We start from the raw sequence: 21,088 nt of genomic DNA on the forward strand, positions 1-21,088 counted from the left end.
CGTCGATCGCTTAAGAACATGTGAGCAGGGTCCCGTCCGTCTGAGCGGTGTCAGTTATCTCTCATCAACCCCGTGCCGTCACGGTTTGAGAGACTACACTAGTCCAAGGATAGGGTAGAGAACGTCCGGTTTCAGCTCAGCAGTCCTAAAAGCACATCCTTGAGTGCTGGTACACAAATAGAGGAGCACGTTGAAAAAAGTAATGCCTGTATATGGCACGCGTCCTGAGGCCATTAAGATGGCACCCATCATCAAAGCCTTGGAACTATCAGATGTTTTAGAGCCAGTTGTCGCGGTGACCGGTCAGCATCGGGAAATGTTAGATCAGGTAAACGAGCTGTTCGGCATTACACCCGTTCACGACTTGAACATTATCCAGCCGCGACAAACGCTTAATGCCGTCATGGCAAAGACCCTCATGGGACTGGATGAAATTTTAGAAGAGGTTGCACCAGATGCCGTTGTCGTCCAGGGCGATACAACAACCTCAACGGCTGGTGCAATCGCTGCTTTCAACCGTGGCATACCGGTAGTGCATGCCGAAGCCGGACTTCGGTCATTCAACATTTTTTCACCATTCCCGGAAGAAGCCAATCGCAAGCTCACCACCCAGCTGGCCTCATTACATCTAGCGCCCACGTCGGTATCCCGTGATAACTTGCTGCGAGAAACGGTGCCGGCCAATGATGTTTATGTCACCGGTAACACTGTTATCGATGCCCTGTACGACGTTGTCGATAAGAAAGTCCCATTCGAGGATGAGCGACTCCGTGAAGTCGCGGCCGAAGTTGCAGCGGGGAAGAAGCTGGTCCTGGTCACTACACACCGCCGAGAGAACCAAGGCGATGCAATGCGCGGCGTAGGTCGCGCCTTGGCGCGCCTAGCCGAAACGCATTCAGACGTTGTGTTCGTTTTGCCGGCTCACAAGAACCCGGTCGTTCGTGAAGCCGTCCTGCCGTATATCGAAGACAAGCAGAATGTAGTTGTTACCGAGCCGTTGGCTTACGGGCAGTTTACGCACCTGATTAGTTTATCGAACGTCGTGCTCACCGACTCTGGAGGAGTTCAAGAAGAGGCTCCGGGTCTCGGCAAGCCAGTACTTGTTATGCGCGAAAACACTGAGCGTCCAGAAGCTGTCACCGCAGGAACCGTCCGCCTGATCGGCACTGATGAGGATCGTGTCTTTAACGAAGTCCACACCCTGCTCACAGATGCAGGAGCCTACGATGCGATGGCAGAAGCCGTAAACCCCTATGGTGATGGCAAGGCGGGTGTTCGCACCGTATCCGCCATTGCGCAGTTACTAGGCGTGGGCGAACGAATGCCAGAATTTGATGATGGTCTAAATAATTAGATCCCCACGGCTCGCTTAGCTTCCCCATGTACCTCAAAACCCTCACGATTCGTGGTTTCAAGTCCTTTGCATCGAAGACCACGTTTGAATTCGAACCGGGCGTCACGTCTGTTATCGGTCCTAATGGTTCGGGCAAATCAAACGTGGTTGATGCCTTGGCATGGGTTATGGGGGAGCAGGGAGTAAAAAACCTGCGTGGTGGGAAGATGGAAGATGTCATCTTCGCTGGCACCACTGGAAGAGCACCATTAGGCCGTGCTCAGGTAGAACTTACCATCGACAATTCCGACGGTACGCTGCCAATTGATTATTCGGAAGTCACCATCAGTCGAACGCTGTTTCGGTCTGGCGGTTCGGAATATCACATCAATGGCGAGGCGGCACGCCTTCTCGACATCCAAGAGCTTCTTTCAGATTCTGGCCTGGGCCGCGAAATGCATGTCATCGTCGGCCAAGGCCAGCTTGATCGCATCCTGCAAGCAACTCCCGAAGAACGCCGAGGCTTCATTGAGGAAGCTGCAGGAATCCTAAAACACCGGCGGAGAAAAGAGCGTTCAGAACGCAAGCTCCAATCCATGCGTGCCAACTTAGATCGGCTTCGAGATCTCACCGAAGAAGTTCACAGACAACTAGGACCGCTATCTCGGCAAGCAAATACCGCACGCAAAGCTCAGCGCGTTCAGCACGATGTCCGCGACGCGACATCACGGCTTTTAGCAGATGACATTGTCACCGCCTCGTCACGCCTCCAAGAACTTCTCGACGCTGACAACACACTAGAAGAGCAACACGAGAGGCTTACCCAGCAGCTGGAAGAGGCCGAAAAGCGTAGCCAAGAACTTGCCACACGTACCCAACAAACGACTCAAGCAGCAGCGAGTGCGCGTGACCACCGGTATCAACTGAGATCGCTCGCCGAACGCTTCCGGTCTCTCCAAGCATTGGCAAAGGAACGTCTGAAAACCAACACCAGACCTGCCGTTGCTTCATCGGGCCTGTCACCGGAAGAAGCCGAGACTCAGCTCGTCGAAAACCAACAGGCGTTCGAGGAGAGTCGGCAGAAACAAGAAGAACTCACCCATGTTCTGAACGAGTCTGTGGTGGTGCGTGAACAAGCGGAGAAGCAGGTTCGGGTCGCTCGCGAGACTTATACTCAACTGGTTCGCGAGGAAGCGGAGCAGCAGAAATCATTTGTCCTGGCCGAGAGTCGAAAAGCTTCAGCAGAAACGAAATTGCAATCAATCGAAGCGCAAGTTGCACGGATTACCCAGGACGAATCTCTCCATGCTGAGTCATATACTGACGCTGAGCAGGAAATTTCGTCAGATAAGCAGACCCTGGCTGAGGTAGAAAGCGAGCTGAGACAGCAACGAGAGCAGGAGACCAAAGCCCGCGATCAGGAACAAGAAGCACGCCAGCAACTTAAAACCGCTGAAGGCGTGGCCAACGAGCTGCGAAATGCTCAAAGCGCAGCTCAGGCGCGTGTTGAAGTGCTAGCCCAATCCTTGCAACCTGTGCCAGGCTCCGCTAAGGCTTCCATTGCAAACATCGGAGGACAGGATTTCTCCGAGATTCTTGATATCGAACCGGGATGGGAAAAAGCGATTGCGGCGCTCTTATCGGGTTCTACCGAATCCTTGTGGCTCAACACATGGACAGTCGGATACCGGGCTGCGGAGAAACTTCAGCACGAGGAAGCTCCTGATGTTCGCATATTCTTTGCCGACTTCTCACAACCCTCCTCGATCGAGGTACCTGTCAAGAATGCTTTACAGCTTTCGGAGATTTTGCGACCGCGCGACGGGCAGCACGCCAGCTTTGAAACTCTCAGGTCGTATTTTGCTTCTTCAATAGCAGTGGAAAGCCTCGAGCAGGTACAAGAACTCTTGCAGAGCCAGGATCTATTTAGCGCATATCCTGAGCTTCGTATCGCCACAAAACAGGGGGATCTGGTTACCCGGCATTGGGTAGAGGTTCGTGGTGATGGGACCACGTCTTCGCTCGAACAGCGCGCAGCTTATGACCGTGCCGTTGCAGACGCTGATCATGTCGCGAACACACTCGAACAGGCACGACTCGAAGTGCAAGCAGCAGCACAACGCCATGAGGCGCTAATCCAAGCTCGCCAGAAGTATGCATCCGCGATTCAGCAGCTGCAAGCACAAGGTACAACCCTGCGTGAGCGCATCAAGCTCCAGACACGTACTATCGACGAACAGCGTAAGGCTCAGAAACGTCGCGCTGAGCATCAGGAAAAACTGCACAGGGAGCTCGCCGAAGCTCGGAAAGTATACGAGCAGGCTACTGAACGCTTCGAGGCACTACAGGCAGCAGCCTCTCTGGTCGGAGCTACCGCTGGGGGAACTGAAGAGGCTGCTGCAGCCCAACAAGAGGTCGAACAAAATGCTACAACGGCCCGGGCTCGTGAGACCGAAGCACGTCTAGCTTTACGAACTGCTGAGAATGTTACTCAGCAAGCAGAGCAGCGAGTAGAGCAGTCTCGGCGACGGTTATCCGCTGTGAAGATCGCGCATCAAGAGTATCAACGTGCGCTGGCACGGCAGCACCGAATGCGACAACGCCTCACAGCGCTTTCAGAAGGAATTGAAAGCGCGATACAGCACATCGAGCAGAGTGTGACCCGAGCTGAATCTGATCACACGACACTCGAATCACAGCGTGCCGAGATGGCAACTCAGCTTGAGAATAGCGAAAAAGCCATAGCGAGATTGCGAAAAGAACTCGCACAGGTACAAGACAACCTGCATGAACGACGATTGGTACGTCAGGAACACGAGATCAAGCTGGAACAACTTCGCGAGCGAGCGCTCACCGAGCTTGGCTACTCACACGAGTATTTGGTGAAGAATTTCGGCCCCGATCAACCAGTGGATACTGGTGACAATGAGTCAACGGTAGTTGTCTTCTATGATCGGCAGGAGCAGCAGAACCGTTTGCGTACTGCCAAACGAAATCTCAGCGCCTTGGGAAAGATCAATCCACTAGCGCTCGAAGAGTACGCTGCGGTGAAAGAACGCCACGAATACCTGACCCAGCAGCTTGAAGACCTCGAAACCTCACGCAGAGATCTGCTGAAGATCATCGAAGATGTCAACCAGACAGTGCTGAAGGTCTTCACTTCGGCTTACGAGGACACTGCAGCGCAATTTGAGCATGTCTTCGCAACGCTGTTCCCCGGTGGGGAAGGACGATTGTCGCTTACCGAGCCGGACAACATGCTAGAGACCGGTATCGAAGTTGAAGCAAGGCCCGCTGGCAAGAAGGTGAAACGTCTCTCGCTACTTTCAGGTGGCGAGCGATCGTTGGCGGCGATTGCCATGCTTGTCTCGATATTCAAAGCCCGACCGTCGCCGTTCTACGTCATGGATGAAGTCGAAGCCGCCTTAGATGACACCAACCTCACAAGACTGCTGACAATCTTCAAAGAGCTCCAGGTCGATTCGCAGCTGATCATTATCACCCACCAGAAACGGACCATGGAGATATCAGATGCGCTCTATGGCGTCTCCATGCGTGGCGATGGGGTATCGCAGGTGATTAGTCAAAAACTTGATCACGTTTAATCAGTGTCAGGACCATGTCGCTTCTCTGCCTGTGACACGTTCGAACTGGCATAGGATTTTGGTTCTCGATTAATTGCTCGAGTATTGGTCTCTGGCGCGAATATCCACACAATGCAAGCAAGCGCCAAAATGGTGCCGGTAATCGCAAACCCGAGTTCAAAGCCGTAAACATCTACGATCCAGCCGATGAATAACGGGCCGATGATGGCGCCCACATCAGAAGCCATCTGTGCAGCGGACATTACCGAACCCGCTTTTCGTTCTTGACCCACAAGATCTGCAATGGCTGCTTGCTGAGGAGCATTGAGCATACCGGTCCCAGCTCCTGCAATCAGTGAGGCGAGGAAGAACAGGAACGGACTCGTCATGAAGCCCAGCACTCCGGTTCCAAGCGCTGCTACAGCCAGTCCTATAACGATCAGCGGTTTGCGCCCGTATTGATCTGAGAGCCGGGAGGAGAATGTCACTGCAACAACGTTGCCCACAGCAAAGATGGACAAAGCAACAGCAGCAGTCTGGGCACCATCAAGGAAATACCCGGTCCCAGCAAAAGCTGATGCCGCGAAGAGCGGCATGATGGCGTTCCTGACACCGAAGGTGGCCCACCCGTTAGCAAAGAAGGATCCTAATGCAGCTCGATAGGGATGTTCTTTGACAGCATCAGTGAACGACCACGCCACGCGTTCATCGACCACCTTATGGCGCTCGCCATTCTTACGCCGATGCAGGCCGAGATAGACCACGAGTGACGCAATCAGCAAAGCACCACCGTAAATCAGGAATGGCGCTCGAGGCCCCAGAGAAACTAGGAGACCTCCCACGAGGGGGCCGGTAATGTTCCCGATCAAAAATGCGGAAGCATAGGCCCCGGACACTCGACCGCGGATGGTGGGTGGTGATTTTGCCGCTAGAAATGACATCGCTGACACGGTAAACAGCGTGGAACCGAAACCACCCATGCCTCGGAAAATCAATAGTTGCGTATATGTCTGAGCGAAAGCAACCAAGAACATCGAGATGCCAACGATGGTCACCCCGGTAATGTATACCCCTGATTCGCCAAACTTCATCGTTGCTCGGCCCGATACCGGTGCGAGTATCAACCTTGCCAAGCCGAAGATAGATACGACTGCAGATACACCAAAGGCTCCAACCCCAAAGGACTCGGCGTATTGGGGGAGGACCGGGGTGATAATGCCAAAGCCGATAGCGATGATGAAAGCCGCTGCAATAAGAACACGAACTTCACCGGGGATTTTAATCTTTTCCATCGACGCAGACATACAGCTCATTATGACACGCAAGAAATCGCGATTCGCAGCGCCAAGCTGTGCCGGTGGCATAACACGAAGACTGCGTCACGTGAAAAGTATGCCAAACTATAACCTGTGGAACTTCTTCTTATTGCCTTTCTTGTACCTGTCCTGGTCGGTGCCGGCGCAGTTGTAGCACTTGACCGTCCCGTCGACGAACCCCAAGTCAAAGTACTTGAGCCACCCGCACCTGAACCAGTGACGGTTCCTGCGCCGGTTGAAGCGCCAACAGTTGAAGAAGAAGCTGTTGTCGAGCCTGAGCCAGAGCTAGCACCTGATCCAGAGCCCGAGGTCATCGCTGAGCCGGAAGTTGAGCTCGAAAAGCCTGCCCCTGCGGCAGGGCGGTTGGCTCGGTTACGTGCGCGCCTGGCAAAGTCGAATAACGTCTTCTCTCAAGGATTGCTCGCTCTTCTTGCCCAGGACGATATCGATGAAGATGTCTGGGATGAGATCGAAGAGACCCTGCTGATCTCAGACCTGGGCGCAGACCCGGCTCTGGAACTCGTGGATCGTCTCAAGGAACGTGTCACCGTCGAAGGCACTCGCGATCCTGAAAGCGTACGGGCTATGTTGCGCGAAGAGCTCGTTGCCATGGTGGACCCGGCAATGGATCGCAGGCTATCTGCCACCCGCAAGGACGATAAGCCCGCTGTCATCATGGTTGTTGGTGTTAACGGAGTTGGCAAAACAACGACCGTTGGTAAACTCGCCCGGGTGCTTGTCGCTGAAGATCGTGAGGTTGTTCTTGGTGCCGCAGATACTTTTCGCGCGGCAGCCGCAGAACAACTGACCACATGGGGTGAACGCGTAGGTGTCCAAACCGTCCGTTCTGAACAAGAAGGTGCCGACCCTGCCTCGGTAGCTTTTTCCGCTGTTGAGACAGGCATAGCACAAGAGGCCGACGTGGTGCTTGTAGACACCGCAGGACGTCTGCACTCCAAGGCAAACCTCATGGAGGAACTCGGTAAGGTCAAACGTGTTGCCGAAAAACAGGCTCCGGTTGGCGAAGTACTCTTGGTCATCGATGCGACTACAGGACAAAACGGTCTGGCTCAGGCAAAAGTCTTCACCGAAGCCGTCAACGTCACCGGTATCGTGCTGACGAAAATGGACGGTACAGCCAAGGGCGGTATTGTCGTAGCGATCCAACGTCAACTTGGTGTGCCCGTCAAGCTCATTGGACTTGGCGAAGGTGCGGATGATCTCGCACCATTCGAAGCAGAAGCATTTGTTGATGCCCTCATTGCGAGCTAAAACTGCTTTGCTGCAAGATAAAACAATTACAGCGGATGTGTACCTGGCGCTCTGACTTGATAAAGTGAGATGCCAGGTACCATTTTTTACTGCTCGACACATCTAATTCGAGCTGAGTCGACAACAAGGATAATCGCACGTGTTCAATACTTTGACGGAACGTCTGTCCTCTACCTTCAAGAATCTTCGTGGTAAAGGGCGACTGACACAAGCAGATATTGATGCAACAGCACGCGAAATTCGCCGCGCCTTACTGGATGCTGACGTTGCGGTACCAGCGGTTCGTGAATTTATTGCCCACGTTAAAGAACGTGCCCTTGGTGAGGAAGTATCCGAAGCTCTCAACCCTGGCCAACAGGTCGTCAAGATTGTCCAAAATGAGCTCGAGGAGATCCTTGGTGGAGAGACTCGAAACATCCAGCTTGCGAAAAACCCTCCGACGGTCATCATGCTCGTGGGCTTGCAGGGTGCCGGTAAAACTACCCTGGCTGGGAAGCTGTCCAAACATTTGAAACAACAGGGCCATACCCCTCTGTTAGTCGCAGCTGACCTTCAGCGACCAAACGCTGTCAAACAGTTGGAGGTCAACGGTGAGCGTGCCGGAGTACCGGTATTTGCTCCACACCCTGGTGTTTCGTCCGAACACGAAGATCCAACTGGTGACCCTGTAGAAGTTGCAAGAGCTGGCCTCGAAGAAGCAAAGACCCGCCAGCACGACATCGTGATTATCGACACCGCAGGCCGCCTGGGTGTCGACCAAGAGCTCATGCAGCAGGCGTCTGATATCCGCGCTGCAACCAATCCTGATGAAGTTCTATTTGTTATTGACGCAATGATTGGGCAAGACGCGGTAGCCACTGCTCAGGCATTCAACGAAGGCGTCGGCTTTACCGGGGTAGTCCTGTCGAAGATGGACGGTGACGCTCGTGGTGGTGCTGCACTGTCCGTCAAATACATCACCGGTAAGCCCATCATGTTCGCCTCGACCGGTGAAGGTCTGGATGACTTCGAAGTCTTCCACCCCGATCGCATGGCCTCCCGCATCCTCGACATGGGCGACGTGCTGTCGCTCATCGAACAGGCAGAGCGGACGATCGACAAATCGCAAGCCGAAAAAATGGCGCAGAAGTTTGTCGATCAAGAAGACTTTACACTTGAAGACTTCTTGGACCAGATGCAGCAGCTCAAGAAAATGGGCTCGATGAAGAAGATGCTCATGATGATGCCTGGAGCACAGGGCATGCGTCAGCAGCTCGAGCAATTCGACGACTCACAGGTGAATCGCATCGAAGCAATCATTCGTTCCATGACCCCCTACGAACGCAACGTTCCAAAAATTATTAACGGCTCTCGTCGGGCTCGTATCGCTGCTGGTTCTGGCGTTCACGTTTCCGAAGTCAATACTTTGCTAGAGCGTTTCCGCGAAGCCCAGAAGATGATGAAGCGTATGGCAGCAGGTGGCGGGATCCCAGGCATGCCTGGAATGCCTGGCGGTGGTGCTGGCGGGCGCCGTACCCACCGGAAGGGTAAAGGCAAGGCCAAAAACCGTAAACAGCAGCGTTTTGGCAACCCAGCCCGAGCGGAAGCCGAAGCTCGGAAAGAGCAAGAACGCCAAGCCAAAAAAGCGACTCAGGAAATCGGTTCAGCATTCGGAGCCGGTGCTGATCCGAAAGACTTCGATCCTTCCCAGCTGAACCTTCCCAAGGGATTCGAAAAATACTTGAAGTAAGCCCGCCATGGGTGACGACTTCACACAGTGCGCTCAGCCTCGTCAAATTCGGCTGAGCGCACCTATTTGTTTCTAAAATTGCCACGACACAAAGTCTGTTTCGTGAAGAATATATTGGTTTGGAGTAAACCGCGTGAAAGATCTCGTAGTTATAGGTCAAGGATATGTCGGCTTGCCACTCTCTCAGGCAGCTAGTAAGACTGGGTTCAATGTCACAGGCCTCGACGTGAGCCAGCGCATTGTCGATGACCTCAATGCAGGCACCTCACACGTCGAAGATATCCCTGACGCTGATCTACAAGAGATGCTTGACAACGGCTACCGAGCTACGACGGACAGTACGGTCATCCAAGAGGCTGATGTCGTAGTGATCTGTGTACCGACGCCGCTCGGTGATGCTGGTCGCCCTGATCTACAAGCGGTCGAATCTGCTACTGAATCGATCGTCCAAAACCTTCGTCGCAAGTCCTTGGTGGTCCTCGAATCCACTACTTACCCTGGAACAACTGAGGAACTGTTATTGCCAGCCCTAGAAGCTGAGGGCAAAAAGCTCGATGAAGACTTTTACCTCGCTTTTTCCCCCGAGCGTATCGACCCGGGCAACAAAACGTACCGGTTAGAGAATACTCCGAAAGTCGTGGGTGGCGTCTCGCCCGACTCCGGGGAGCGTGCCGTCTCATTTTACAATCGCTTTATCCAAGAGGTTGTCCAGGTCAAAGGGGCCAAAGAAGCCGAAACGGCGAAACTGCTAGAAAACACCTACCGTCACATCAATATTGGCTTAGTGAACGAGATGGCCAAATTCAGTCATGAACTTGGCATCGATATTTGGGAAGTCATCAAAGCTGCCAAAACCAAACCTTTCGGCTTCCAGGCGTTTTATCCAGGCCCAGGAGTCGGCGGTCACTGTATCCCGATTGATCCTAGTTACCTAAACTATTCGGTCCGTAAAGCACTCGGTCACCCCTTCCGTTTCGTCGATTTGGCAGAAGATATAAACAACTCCATGCCAAACTATGTGGTGCAGCGGGTTCAGGATCTTCTGAACGAACACCAAAAGTCTCTCAAAGGTTCGAAAGTGTTGCTCCTCGGAGTGAGCTATAAGGCCGATATCGCAGATCAACGGCACTCACCAGCTATTCCAGTAGGAAACGGCCTAGCGGGCAAGGGCGCGCAGATTTCCTACCACGATGCCAATGTGCCGACCTGGGCATTCAACGGTACAGAGTATCACTCCGTCACAGATCTAGATGCCGCCGTCGAGGAAGCAGATATCGTGATCCTGCTGCAAGCACACCGTGAATACGATCTTTCTGATATTGCCTCGAAAGCCAAGCTACTTTTTGACACACGCGGTGTGGCAAATAGTGAAGAAGCATATATCTTGTAACCAAAAGCCATGCCAATTGGATAAATGCTATCGGAGTCTGTCATAATAGTTCGGTACTGATCCGTCGGTCAGATTACCCTCTATTCTCTGATCGATGTGTCCGTTCGTGATGTATCTTCGCTCCTGCCCCCAGGCGCGAAAGAAAGATCACAAAATATATGAAACAGGAGCACCCACAAAAGTGGCCGTAAGAATCCGTTTAAAGCGTTTTGGTAAAATCCGTTCTCCACACTATCGTGTAGTCGTTGCAGACCAGCGCGCAAAGCGTGACGGTGCTGTCATCGAAGAGATCGGCATCTACCACCCGACAAAAGATCCGTCGGTTATCAAGATCGACTCTGACCGTGCCCAGTACTGGTTGGGCGTTGGCGCACAGCCATCCAAACAGGTCACCGCACTACTGAAGCTGACTGGTGACTGGCAGAAGTTCAAAGGCGAAGAGTACGATGAATCGCTCATGAAGCACCCTGCTGAAAAAGAGGCTTTCGTGGCGCCAGACAAGGGTTCCGTTGTGCTTCCTGAAGCACCAGAACCTAAGACTGAAGTTGCCGCAGCTGAACCTGCTGAGGAAAAGACTGAAGAGGCAGCTGAATAGTGTCCATGTTGCAAGAAGCGTTGGAGCACCTAGTACGCGGGATTGTTGATTATCCCGAAGACGTGCAGGTCGATCTTCGCAACAACAGGCGCGGAGAAATGCTGAGTGTCCACGTTCATCCAGATGATCTCGGTCGAGTGATCGGGCGAAAAGGCCGCACAGCGAATGCTCTTCGTGCTGTAGTTGAAGGACTTGCAGGATATTCGGTGCGCGTTGACGTGGTCGATACCGACCGTCGTCGCTAATAAAACAGTCGAAATAGGCCATTTAACCGTGAGTATGTTGGTTAGATGGCCTATTTTTTCTTTTGTACTCATTTCAGTATTGATCTGAAATACATTAACGCAATTATGGGGGAGTCTAAGGTGAGCTCAGAGGGCGTAGGAAATTTGAAGTCGTGGTTGAAGAGATCATGGAGGATGGCGAAACAATCAGATAGCACTCCCCGTGGCGTAGACTCGGAACGCTCCACTGAGGTTACCAATCCTGTCGACAGCTACTATCGCCACAAGGTGAAGACTAACCTCCCGGTGTTCTACCGCTTTGCTCTTCAAACACGTTCCTTAGCTATACGAGACACGTTTGCAAAAGCGGCATCATCGGACGGGTGGGACCTTGCGGACCTGCTAACCGTCGTAGAGAACCTGGATGCGGATCACCTGACGGAGCCCGAGACAAGTTTCTTGAAGGACCGTTTCGACAGCTCAGTGTTATTAACACTTGCTGATCTTTTAGCCAATACAGCACGTGATGATTTAGATACGCACGCGGCGGTCCAGATCTACGCTTTCGCATACAAGCTATATGGTCAAAATCCGTTTTTGAAACAGCACATTCTGCAGTACGTTGAAGCACTTAATGAAGTAGGTTTATATGACCGATCTGTGCAGCTTGCAAGAGCATTTGACATCAATGACATTGCGCCTCTACAGACCGAATTACTCGAGTTACAGCGAACTCGAAAGGTCAATCCATCTGCTGACGCGTGGCTCAGTGCCCTTAATGCCATCTATACCTCGCTCGATATGTCGAATGTTCGGCTACTATCTAATGCATCGCTTCCTCTGATGGATCGACTCACAGCTGGGCCTACAAGACCTCTGGACGGTCCCAAGGTGTCCGTCATTATGCCCACTTTCGCCCCTGGGCCCGGGATACGTACCGCGCTAGGCAGTTTACTGGACCAATCATGGCAAAACCTAGAGATTATCGTCGTAAATGACGCATCTCCGAGTCGCTTCAACGATCTCTTTAAGGAAGTAGAGGAGCTTGACCCACGAATTCGGGTGCTGCATCAAGAAAAAAACCTAGGTCCATACGTTGCCCGCAATGCAGGGCTCGCGGTGGCCAGCGGTGTGTTCATTACTACCCACGACGATGATGACTGGTCTCATCCAGACAAGATCGCAACTCAAGCGCGGGTGCTGTTGCAACAACCCGCTGTCGTCGCAACAACCACTGCTCATATTCGAGCGACCGAAGATGCGGTCCTGCGTCGATTGAATATTCAAGCCAAGTTCATGCAGATGAATTATTCTTCCTTGATGTTCCGCCGCACTGTTCCGAGTGAAGTTGGTGATTGGGATCCGGTGAATCGCGGTGGCGACTCTGAATTTTATACGCGCCTCGCAGAGTACTATGGATCTGAGCGAATAGTGGGAATGCACGATAAGCCGCTAGCGTTTAGTCGTGTTTGGGATGGCTCTCTGACATCCGGAGAAATGTCGCGTGGTTACTTCGCGTATTCTAGGTTGTTATATCGCTGGGCCTTCCGTCAGTGGCACTGGGAAATGCGAAAACGCGGTCAAAAGGCAATCCGAAAGCCGGATGGTCCTCGTCCTTATGCAATACCCACTACATTCGAAGCTGGCCAACGCAACAAGCACCTAGGACTATTCGATGTCGTTTATATAACAGACTTCTTTCGTCAAGCAAAGTATGTGGATTTCGTTCTGAAAGAGATCGAGACGCTGTCTGCTGCCGGCTTGCGCGTGGGGTACATGCATCTCAATTCGCCCGAAACTAACCGGCCCGCTGGATTACCGCAAAGACTCTTCGAGCTGCAATACGAGCGGAAGTTGACACAGCTATCCCTCACTGATGCCGCAGAAACAAATATAGTTATCGTTTATGATGCTTCAATTGGGATGTTCATAGATCAACTCAGTCCAACCCTTAAAAGTCATCGCGGTATCACTGTTTACAACGAATTGCCTTGTCTAACGGGGGCTGTCAAACGGAGCCCGGTACAGTGGAACCAGACGCTACGGAATCTTGATTCTGCTTTCGACACTTTCTTTAAGGTTGTAGGTACCACTCGAGAGGATCAAGAACAGCTACGCTCTTCGGTACCCTCTTCGCGTCTACTTGAGGATACCGATATATGGAGTCTGCATCTACAAGGTGAACTTATCTCGCCTACTCCGCCGTCTCAGCCACCAGTTGTTGGATTTCATTCGTATGGGAATCGCTACCGGTGGCCAAAATCAGGAACAGAGTTGAGGTCAGTTTATCGTTCACGAATTTTCGAAACGAGACTCTATGGTCAAGTGGAAGAGGTCGTAGAGAAATATGGTGAGGAGGTTTTTGACGGCATCGATTTAATTAGTATGAATCAAATGTCAGAGCCGGACTTTCTCTCCGGAATAGACTACTGGGTTTACTGGCCCAACCCTCGTCTTCGGGACAAAGTATGGGAGCCAGTTCTAAAAGCAATGCAAGCAGGTAAAGTCGTTTTGTTGCCCCCACATCTAGAGCCTATTTATGGTGAAGGGGCTCTATACGTTGATCGAGACGACATCAGTAGTAAGATTGCAGAACTCACCGCGTCCACTGAGTTATACAAGGCGCAAGCACAACGTGGTCAACAGCTTGTGCAGGAAGTCTATACCTCCGAGCTTTATCTACAACGAATTATGAGGCTGCTTGGACACTAGGCGAGTGAGGCGATGAGTCTCGCCTCTGTTGCTACAGAACTGCGCTTAGATCAAAGTCCTTCGTGGTCGCGGTTCTCGCATGACAACCTGATTGTCAGAACCTAATCTAATGCTTCAGTTGGAGCAATTGCTGCTGCTCAGCAATTGCTTGTTGTAGTGCGTCTACTTTCTGGTTCACTTCATGTATCTCGTCGAGAGCGCGTTGCTCTCGAGGATGAGGCGGCTGAGCGTTGGTGTTTTGGTAGAACTCTCGGATACTTTCGGTATTCAAGTCGATCAGGCTTGATAGTTCTGTGAGTCGTGCTGAAATCTGGCTCGTCAGAGCATCATTCCTATGCATTGCTTTTTCAAAGTTACTTTGAAGGAACCTGTTAGCTCGCGCAATTCGAACTGCTAGCCATAGGTTCAGTACCCCCATAGTTGCGATGATCAGTACGAAGCTGAAGCCAATCAGGGAGGAAGCACCAAGTAAGCTCCATGCCAACAGTTGGAGTGCAATCGAGAGAGAAATGAAAATTAACAAAAACCGAGCGCTTGCAAAGTATTTCATGACCATATCTTTTTCGCGTTGTGCCGTTCGACGAAGTTCTTAACTGCTAAGTAAATTTTTGCTGAAGTCACATCGTAATCCTGAGATGCTGCTCTATTAATGCCAGAGCGTGAATATTGACGCCAGAGGATGGGATCCCGATAGATCGCTTGAGCTGAATTAATTAAATCGAAGGTATCCCTATAACGGTAGCCGGCGAATCCAATGGCTTCATTTAACGATTGCGGCATGTCCGCATACAGAAGTGGAACTCCAAGAGCTGAAGCTTCGACAGGTACCATTTCGTATGTCGCATATTTCGGAAAGCTCACCATCAACCTTACTCGCGTGAGTCTCATAGCTAGGTCGGCGGGCGACATAAAGGGCCATACTTCATCAATGCCTTTTGGCATGTCATATTTTGATTTATATTGCTGGAGGCCGAAGATTTTGGCTTCGGGTATTGCTGCTCTAAGCTTACGCAACATGTCTGGTACTAAGGGACCCACGATTCTTGGGTCTGATAGTTTAGCCACGTCGCCGACAAATATTCCAGATGTTTTATAGTACTCAGCATACTCACGATGAGAGAAAGTCAGAGTTTTCGGAAGGGGAACTATAGAGCTGCTAAAGGCCTCATATTCGGGTCTCGAATCAACGTTATGGCTGAAAGTCATCATGGCAACCAAACCCCTAAATCGATCCTGCCAAGCAGACATTACCTTTTGTATCTCTACGGTCCGTGTCGGAAAGTGATCCTCAGATAGATTAACCAAGGTCGGAATGCCTTTACCGGCGTGATACTCAACGATTTTGTGGACTTTTGCGAAGTCAGGACGTTCCGGATCCCCGACATAAACTATCAGGACATCTGGTGAGTCCAACTTGAATACTTTGCGATCGTCAATATCTACCAGCTCGACAGTGCAACCGTGAGCGCTGAGCATCTCTTCTGTGAGTAGGACCGATTTAAGGATACCTCCCTTTTTCCAACGAGCACGGTTGGCCCGGCCGATGATCGATACTCTTTTCGGTCTTCTGGCCGGTAGGGACGGGCTGTATGAGACTAGACGCGGTTCATCAGTTTCTTCGTCTCGGTGTCCCGCAACTTGCGCTCGGCCTGCTTGGTTTTCTGAGATGGCTGAGAGTACTAGAGGTGCACTATTTGCTTCCTTATGCAGTACAATCAAGTCCACACTGCTCTGTCGTGCCTGTTGAGCAAAGGAGATCTCAACTGGAATATCCGCTGTGCTGCATCTGTAATCGAATCGAAACGTATCAGTATGAAAACCGATATTGCTGCAGTCAAGAGCTTCCGCAGTCTGCTTTTTGGCGAGTGCGGAACGATCAAAGATCCCCTCCGGCGCATCCGCCGGGGACGTTTGTGAGCATGTGGCTACCATACGTTCTGGTAGCCATCCCACCACGGCCCGCCGATTGTAGGACTCAATTGCGGCGATGAGTTTAGTTACGTGATATCTGCCGTACTGCCTGTTAACATCGAGCGGTATGTAGTATCCAATGAAGTCCTCTAGAAAGACGAACTTCCCTAAGGGCCCCAGGTCTGGGCCGGAAAAGAATCGCACATTTTTTGCGGCTTGCTGTAAAGTTTCAGGTATCGCCTCGGTTCCAACTAAATAGACGAAAACTTCGTCCACCTGTGGAGAAATCTGATCTAAGAGAGCTCCCAATTCAGCATGGTGTGTCGAAGTTACTGCGACACCAGCGCGAACCGTCTCGCGGTACAATTTGTTAGGGCGCTGAATCTCGGTTGGAGTGATTAGATTAGGGCTTTTCATATTTCCTCTAATGATATCTCTCAGCATGTCTAGGTACTCATTGAACGGTTGATTAGAACAGAAGGTGCCTAGTTTGCTAACAGGGATCTTCGGATATTGGCTTGTCTCAGCCGTCCTTTGAGTAGAATTGATAGTAGACTTTAGACAGCAAATATAGTGTGAGTACCATTTCCAGTCTCTTCGTGCAATCACATTGGGATATTACTGCTGATTAGTCGCAAGAAGCTCCCTACGCAGCACCTCCAGACGCCGGAGCAAAGCTGAGACTGAAAAATTCTCCGATGCATATCTCTGAGCTTTCGAGGCCTGTTTCTTATATGCATCAGGACTAGTCCAGAATTCTCTGACTAACGACTCGACTTCAGACGGTTCCGCATATATCGCTCCCTCCCCGAAGTTAGCTTCAAGGTAATGGGGGAGGATAACGACCTTCCCGGCTGCCATCGCCTCAGCAATAGACATTCCAAATGACTCCGTTAATGTGGAGTCGTGAAAGTAAACCCAAAAATCTACCGAAGACAGAAACTCCTCAACAGGAATCTCTCCGAAACTATACACCGTCTTCTCTGCAAGTGCGTCACTTCCGAGTTTCTTAACGAGAGCATCAGCTCCTCCTAGGAATTTCGTGTGGAACTCTGAAGAAGTATATGCCCAGTTGAACTCCTGGATGCTGGAAGGCCATTTTAAACTGTGGTCCCTTGAATGACGCCCTACTGTAGGCTTTTCAGCGAAACTTGGTAGGGAGCTCGTGTATGAGCCAACTAGTCCGGGCCAGGTCCTATCCAACAGGCGGCTTTCTGCCACGAGACCGCGACACAGTCGTTGAGTCACTCTGGATTCGGCGATGACGTAACTCTGGAGTGAAAACACCTTATCCAAGTTTTCTACGCTCAGAGATAGATCAAAAACCATGCCCTGGCCGTCCCGGAGTACGGGAGGATTGTTAACGATTAGAAGTGTCTGTTTGACCTCTAAATTTGTTTCCTGCCCGTCCATGTAGGTAGCTACACTAGGATGCCTTACCACGAGAAGTTCGATGCGTGCGACATCTTGTAAGCCGACTTGTTCCACGTATCCGTGTAGTTGGAGTTCAAACAGTTTGGGGCTTATCGGTGTATTGGAGGCATTTAGGGGAGAGTTCATCTGAATGTATCCCACGCGATAACCTGCTTCGGCTGCCGCCTGGATTTCTTGGAGAGTGAGGGAACTCGTGCCGCCGGGGAACCGGAAGTCGGTCATGAACACAACGTCAAACTTGCCAAGTTCTGCGTTTCGCTTTCCAATTTCCATTGTAGAAGGCACCGGATATTTCCTTGGACTGCTGGGTTTGAGCAAGGTTACTTCGTCCCCCACCGCTTCGTGCCACTGTTGATAAGCCTTCGAGTAGAGGACTCTTGCTGGGTCCAAGAAGCCCCGGCTCAGTTCTCCAGCAGTCAGCGAACCGTCGCGAGTGCGCGTAAATGAAAGCGGTACAGTTCCGAGAGTTTGTACAGGCTTGCCGTAAAACCTCTTTATGCGTGCGCGGAATTCTGAATCTGCGCCTCGATTGACTGGATCCCATAGCCCAATTTGTGTGAAAACCGATCGATGTACCATTAAGGATGAATAGTTAGCTTGGGCGAGGATCGGATTATTGTTTATACGTAAAAATCTGAGATCATCGGTGGCTCGGGTGTGGGTGCTGAGGTTCCCTGGCACCTGAGGATTGTTCAGTAGGTGACGGACTTGCAATGAGATTTTCTCGGGGTGACTCCAATCGTCGTCATCGTGCACTGTGACATAACTACCGGTTGCGGCTTCGACGCCAGCGTTACGTGCAGCATATGCTCCTAAGTTTTCTGGTTGACGAATTATTTGGATTTTGGAGCTCAAGGCGATGGCCTGAGAAAGGTAGGTTTCGTATTCTGGGCCCGAACCATCGTCGACAACAATGATCTCGAGATTCTCCCAAGTTTGATTTATTAGTGATCGAAGGGCGGTCATTAGTAGAGGGCCACCCTGGAAACTAGGTACTATGACTGTCACCTTCGGGCCAGCCTCTGCAACGTTTGCCTTACCGCGCAATCTATCTAAGGGTTTTAAATTAGCATCATGGGAGATTTCAATTTGGCTAAAACTTTGCCCCCCGTAGAGTCGATTTAAAGTCTCAACCCATTCATCCGCCGCTGCAGAGAGCGTCGCCTGAATGGAGTTTAACTGTAGAAGAGCGAACTGTGTTGGCATCTTAACATCGATTCCGAATCGTCGTGCATGCGCGAGCTGTTTCTCATAGTTACCTAATTCACCTAAAGCTTCGAGGTAAATCAACTGATCGTTCTGCTTAAGGGAACTTTTGCCAAACATGGCTTCGGCAAAAGAGAACATCCGAGTTGCATGCTCAAGGTCTGTTTCAAGCGCACGTTGATTAGCCTTAATTCTGGCCAGGGCCAAGAATGCCTGCTTGTTCCAGTGGCTAACATCAGTTTTCTTGAGAGCGGGTAACATTCCGAGCCGCTGGACGGCTACAAAGTCATTGAGATCGCGCTCTTTGAACCGGAAATCCGTGGAAGCCAGAGCAAATGCATCGCGGATTGCGACACTTTTATTCATTAGTGCGAAAGTCTCGTAGTGTGCGTGCCGTTTTTGGATTCGATGCGCGTATTCGAAAGCTACTCCCGGGGTAGGCAATGCATCGTGGCGCGCCTGCCTCTGTGGTGTATCTTTCCTCTTTAGTCGTGTTCCGCTGGACAGCTTTTTGTTCAAACGCTGAAATTGTCGGGAGCTTTGCCGGTTTCCGAGGAGCGTGAGTATTGGGAGGGTGGCAACTGCAATGGCGAACCCGATAGTAACAAGGGGATAAGAGGCGCTAATGAGGCCTATAACAGCGATCAAAACTCCGGTAAGACATAAGACGGCAATAAGGCTCTGCCAGCGACTGAATCCGTTTAACACTTGGTGCCTCGCTCAATAATATAATCTCGAGTTAGTACTGCAGCTTCCGAACCGCAGCTGTCCTAGACCCTAATCTATAAGCTGCGTATACCTGGGGTATAACTTAGATGCGGGGTGACGTTGAGAAGCAACGGAACTACGATACCAGCTCTAATTGGCGGTATAGCTAGTTCCCTTCCCTGGCGGGAGCCTCATAACTAGAGTGTCAACGAGGCACGGCGAATTGTGGCGCACATTAAAGGAGGGCCTAGTTTGAGGGATGAGCGAACTCATGACGAAGTGCGAATAGGTCGGATTGGAAAGCCTCACGGAATCCGTGGCGAAGTGACTATCGAAGTATTCACTGACTTACCTGCCACACGTTTTGCGGTAGGCGCCGTGCTGAAAGTGCAGCAGGTCCGTGATGATGAAACGGCGTTCGATCAACTAACTGTAGAAAATACCCGCTGGAATAAGAAAGTCCTGCTAGTTAAATTTGCGGAGGTTTCCGATCGTAATACGGCAGAATTATTGCGCGATTCGGAGTTGTACGTACGAGCGCAAGATAGTCACGATCAAGAAGAGGGCTGGTACGCCAGTGAGCTTATCGGCTTGGATGTATATCAAGGAAGCCGGGACGCCATAAGAATCGGTGAGGTCATAGATCTTATCAACGGCGAAGCTCAGGATCTCCTCGAGCTACGCTTACTGGACGGCCGAGACGTGCTGATTCCGTTCGTCGAAGAGATTGTCCCCGAGATTGACGAAGAGCAAGGCATTATTATTATCACCCCGCCGCCGGGTCTATTGGAGTTGAATCAAGTTTAATGCGAATTGACGTCGTCAGCATTTTCCCGGAGTACCTTGGAGCCCTCGGGCTGTCGCTGCTAGGTAAGGCTCAAAAAGCTGAGCTATTAGAGATTCGCGTGCACGATCTGCGTGATTACACCTTCGACCGCCATCGCACCGTAGACGATACTCCCTACGGTGGGGGAGCAGGCATGGTCATGAAGCCTGAGCCCTGGGCATTAGCTCTAGAGGAGATTCTTGAAGTTTCCCCGGTAGAAAAGCCCGTGCTCATCGTGCCTACTCCATCAGGTGAAGTCTTCAGCCAAGCAGCTGCACACGACATGTCTACATCAGAGCACTTGGTCTTCGCTTGCGGCCGCTATGAGGGTATCGACGAACGGATGTTCCATTGGGCTCTTGAGCACTTTGAAGTCCGACTCATGTCGCTTGGCGATTATGTACTCAACGGAGGAGAAGTCGCTGCATTGGCCATGATTGAGGCCATCGGTCGTCTCGTTCCGGGGGTGGTGGGGAACCCTGAGTCACTCGTTGAAGAATCACATAGTGATGAGGGTCTGCTCGAGTACCCCGTCTACACGAAGCCTTCGTCATGGCGAGGCTATGATGTGCCCGATATTCTGCTGTCTGGTGACCACGCGAAAATTGCTGCATGGCGCAAGGAACAGCAGGCTGAGCGAACCCGTGAACGACGTCCTGATTTATGGACAAGGCGCCAAGATATGGCATAATAGGTCGTTGTGCCTAATGGGTGTTTGATCTGCCGTGGGGGATCAGTTCACTAACGTTGGGCGCCGGGGGACCGACTGGATGTCGGGCCCGCGAAATTCACAACGCAAGCCTTTGAGCTTGTTGAGGTATGTGGGCGACCTGCGGCGCATCACTAGG

General features: G+C 51.5%; 14 protein-coding genes. 10 read left to right on the top strand and 4 right to left on the bottom strand.

Annotated features, from left to right (window positions below; all coding sequences use genetic code 11):
• The first annotated feature begins 190 nt into the window (after positions 1–190).
• Together wecB and smc are read left to right on the top strand one after the other, a co-directional pair.
• The gene (gene wecB, locus FB556_RS05255; protein WP_141865538.1) at positions 191–1,354 is read left to right on the top strand and encodes a non-hydrolyzing UDP-N-acetylglucosamine 2-epimerase; all 1,164 of its coding nucleotides are present in this window, start codon (positions 191–193) and stop codon (positions 1,352–1,354) included.
• Positions 1,355–1,380: 26 nt separating this feature from the next.
• On the top strand, positions 1,381–4,938 hold the full coding sequence (gene smc, locus FB556_RS05260) for a chromosome segregation protein SMC (protein ID WP_141865540.1): 3,558 nt from the start codon (positions 1,381–1,383) through the stop codon (positions 4,936–4,938).
• Here smc and FB556_RS05265 read toward each other — a convergent pair.
• A complete protein-coding gene (locus FB556_RS05265; RefSeq protein ID WP_246057226.1) occupies positions 4,935–6,221 on the bottom strand; it encodes an MFS transporter in 1,287 nt (428 codons plus the stop codon). The genes smc and FB556_RS05265 overlap by 4 nt on opposite strands.
• A 105-nt stretch (positions 6,222–6,326) precedes the next feature.
• Here FB556_RS05265 and ftsY point away from each other — a divergent pair, with 105 nt between their 5' ends.
• From ftsY to FB556_RS05295, 6 genes are all read left to right on the top strand, one after another.
• A complete protein-coding gene (gene ftsY / locus FB556_RS05270) occupies positions 6,327–7,505 on the top strand; it encodes a signal recognition particle-docking protein FtsY (protein WP_141865544.1) in 1,179 nt (392 codons plus the stop codon).
• Between the two features lie 139 nt (positions 7,506–7,644).
• A complete protein-coding gene (gene ffh / locus FB556_RS05275) occupies positions 7,645–9,234 on the top strand; it encodes a signal recognition particle protein (RefSeq protein WP_141865546.1) in 1,590 nt (529 codons plus the stop codon).
• A 133-nt stretch (positions 9,235–9,367) separates the two neighbouring features.
• A complete protein-coding gene (locus tag FB556_RS05280) occupies positions 9,368–10,624 on the top strand; it encodes a nucleotide sugar dehydrogenase (RefSeq protein ID WP_141865548.1) in 1,257 nt (418 codons plus the stop codon).
• Between the two features lie 181 nt (positions 10,625–10,805).
• Positions 10,806–11,219, top strand: a complete 414-nt coding sequence (rpsP, locus tag FB556_RS05285) for a 30S ribosomal protein S16 (protein WP_141865550.1) — start codon at positions 10,806–10,808, stop codon at positions 11,217–11,219.
• A gap of 5 nt (positions 11,220–11,224) precedes the next feature.
• On the top strand, positions 11,225–11,464 hold the full coding sequence (locus FB556_RS05290; RefSeq protein ID WP_141865552.1) for an RNA-binding protein: 240 nt from the start codon (positions 11,225–11,227) through the stop codon (positions 11,462–11,464).
• 174 nt (positions 11,465–11,638) lie between these two features.
• On the top strand, positions 11,639–14,155 hold the full coding sequence (locus tag FB556_RS05295) for a glycosyltransferase family 2 protein (protein ID WP_170200380.1): 2,517 nt from the start codon (positions 11,639–11,641) through the stop codon (positions 14,153–14,155).
• A gap of 106 nt (positions 14,156–14,261) precedes the next feature.
• Here the strand turns inward: FB556_RS05295 and FB556_RS05300 are convergent, their stop codons facing one another.
• The 3 genes from FB556_RS05300 to FB556_RS05310 form a co-directional block, all read right to left on the bottom strand.
• Positions 14,262–14,705 carry a hypothetical protein gene (locus FB556_RS05300; RefSeq protein ID WP_141865556.1) on the bottom strand — a complete coding sequence of 148 codons (444 nt, stop codon included), beginning with the start codon at positions 14,703–14,705 and terminating at the stop codon, positions 14,262–14,264.
• Entirely contained in the window at positions 14,702–16,483 is a 1,782-nt protein-coding gene (locus FB556_RS05305) for a glycosyltransferase (protein ID WP_141865558.1), read from the bottom strand. The genes FB556_RS05300 and FB556_RS05305 overlap by 4 nt, the downstream gene beginning before the upstream one ends.
• 201 nt (positions 16,484–16,684) lie before the next feature.
• On the bottom strand, positions 16,685–19,072 hold the full coding sequence (locus FB556_RS05310) for a glycosyltransferase (RefSeq protein WP_141865560.1): 2,388 nt from the start codon (positions 19,070–19,072) through the stop codon (positions 16,685–16,687).
• Between the two features lie 621 nt (positions 19,073–19,693).
• Between FB556_RS05310 and rimM the strand changes: the two genes are divergently transcribed.
• Positions 19,694–20,221, top strand: a complete 528-nt coding sequence (gene rimM / locus FB556_RS05315) for a ribosome maturation factor RimM (RefSeq protein ID WP_281280478.1) — start codon at positions 19,694–19,696, stop codon at positions 20,219–20,221.
• Positions 20,221–20,931, top strand: a complete 711-nt coding sequence (trmD, locus tag FB556_RS05320) for a tRNA (guanosine(37)-N1)-methyltransferase TrmD (protein WP_141865564.1) — start codon at positions 20,221–20,223, stop codon at positions 20,929–20,931. Before rimM ends, trmD begins: the two co-directional genes overlap by 1 nt.
• Positions 20,932–21,088 lie beyond the last annotated feature (157 nt).

Source organism: Enteractinococcus coprophilus (assembly GCF_006716305.1).
Classification (GTDB): Bacteria; Actinomycetota; Actinomycetes; order Actinomycetales; family Micrococcaceae; genus Yaniella; species Yaniella coprophila.

Excerpts from the sequence above, each read along its gene's own strand:
- smc (WP_141865540.1), top strand. The coding sequence starts at position 1,381 with ATGTACCTCAAAACCCTCACGATTCGTGGTTTCAAGTCCTTTGCATCG.
- FB556_RS05265 (WP_246057226.1), bottom strand. The coding sequence starts at position 6,221 with ATGTCTGCGTCGATGGAAAAGATTAAAATCCCCGGTGAAGTTCGTGTT.
- FB556_RS05290 (WP_141865552.1), top strand. The coding sequence starts at position 11,225 with ATGTTGCAAGAAGCGTTGGAGCACCTAGTACGCGGGATTGTTGATTAT.
- FB556_RS05295 (WP_170200380.1), top strand. The coding sequence starts at position 11,639 with ATGGCGAAACAATCAGATAGCACTCCCCGTGGCGTAGACTCGGAACGC.
- FB556_RS05300 (WP_141865556.1), bottom strand. The coding sequence starts at position 14,705 with ATGAAATACTTTGCAAGCGCTCGGTTTTTGTTAATTTTCATTTCTCTC.
- FB556_RS05305 (WP_141865558.1), bottom strand. The coding sequence starts at position 16,483 with ATGAAAAGCCCTAATCTAATCACTCCAACCGAGATTCAGCGCCCTAAC.
- FB556_RS05310 (WP_141865560.1), bottom strand. The coding sequence starts at position 19,072 with ATGAATAAAAGTGTCGCAATCCGCGATGCATTTGCTCTGGCTTCCACG.
- trmD (WP_141865564.1), top strand. The coding sequence starts at position 20,221 with ATGCGAATTGACGTCGTCAGCATTTTCCCGGAGTACCTTGGAGCCCTC.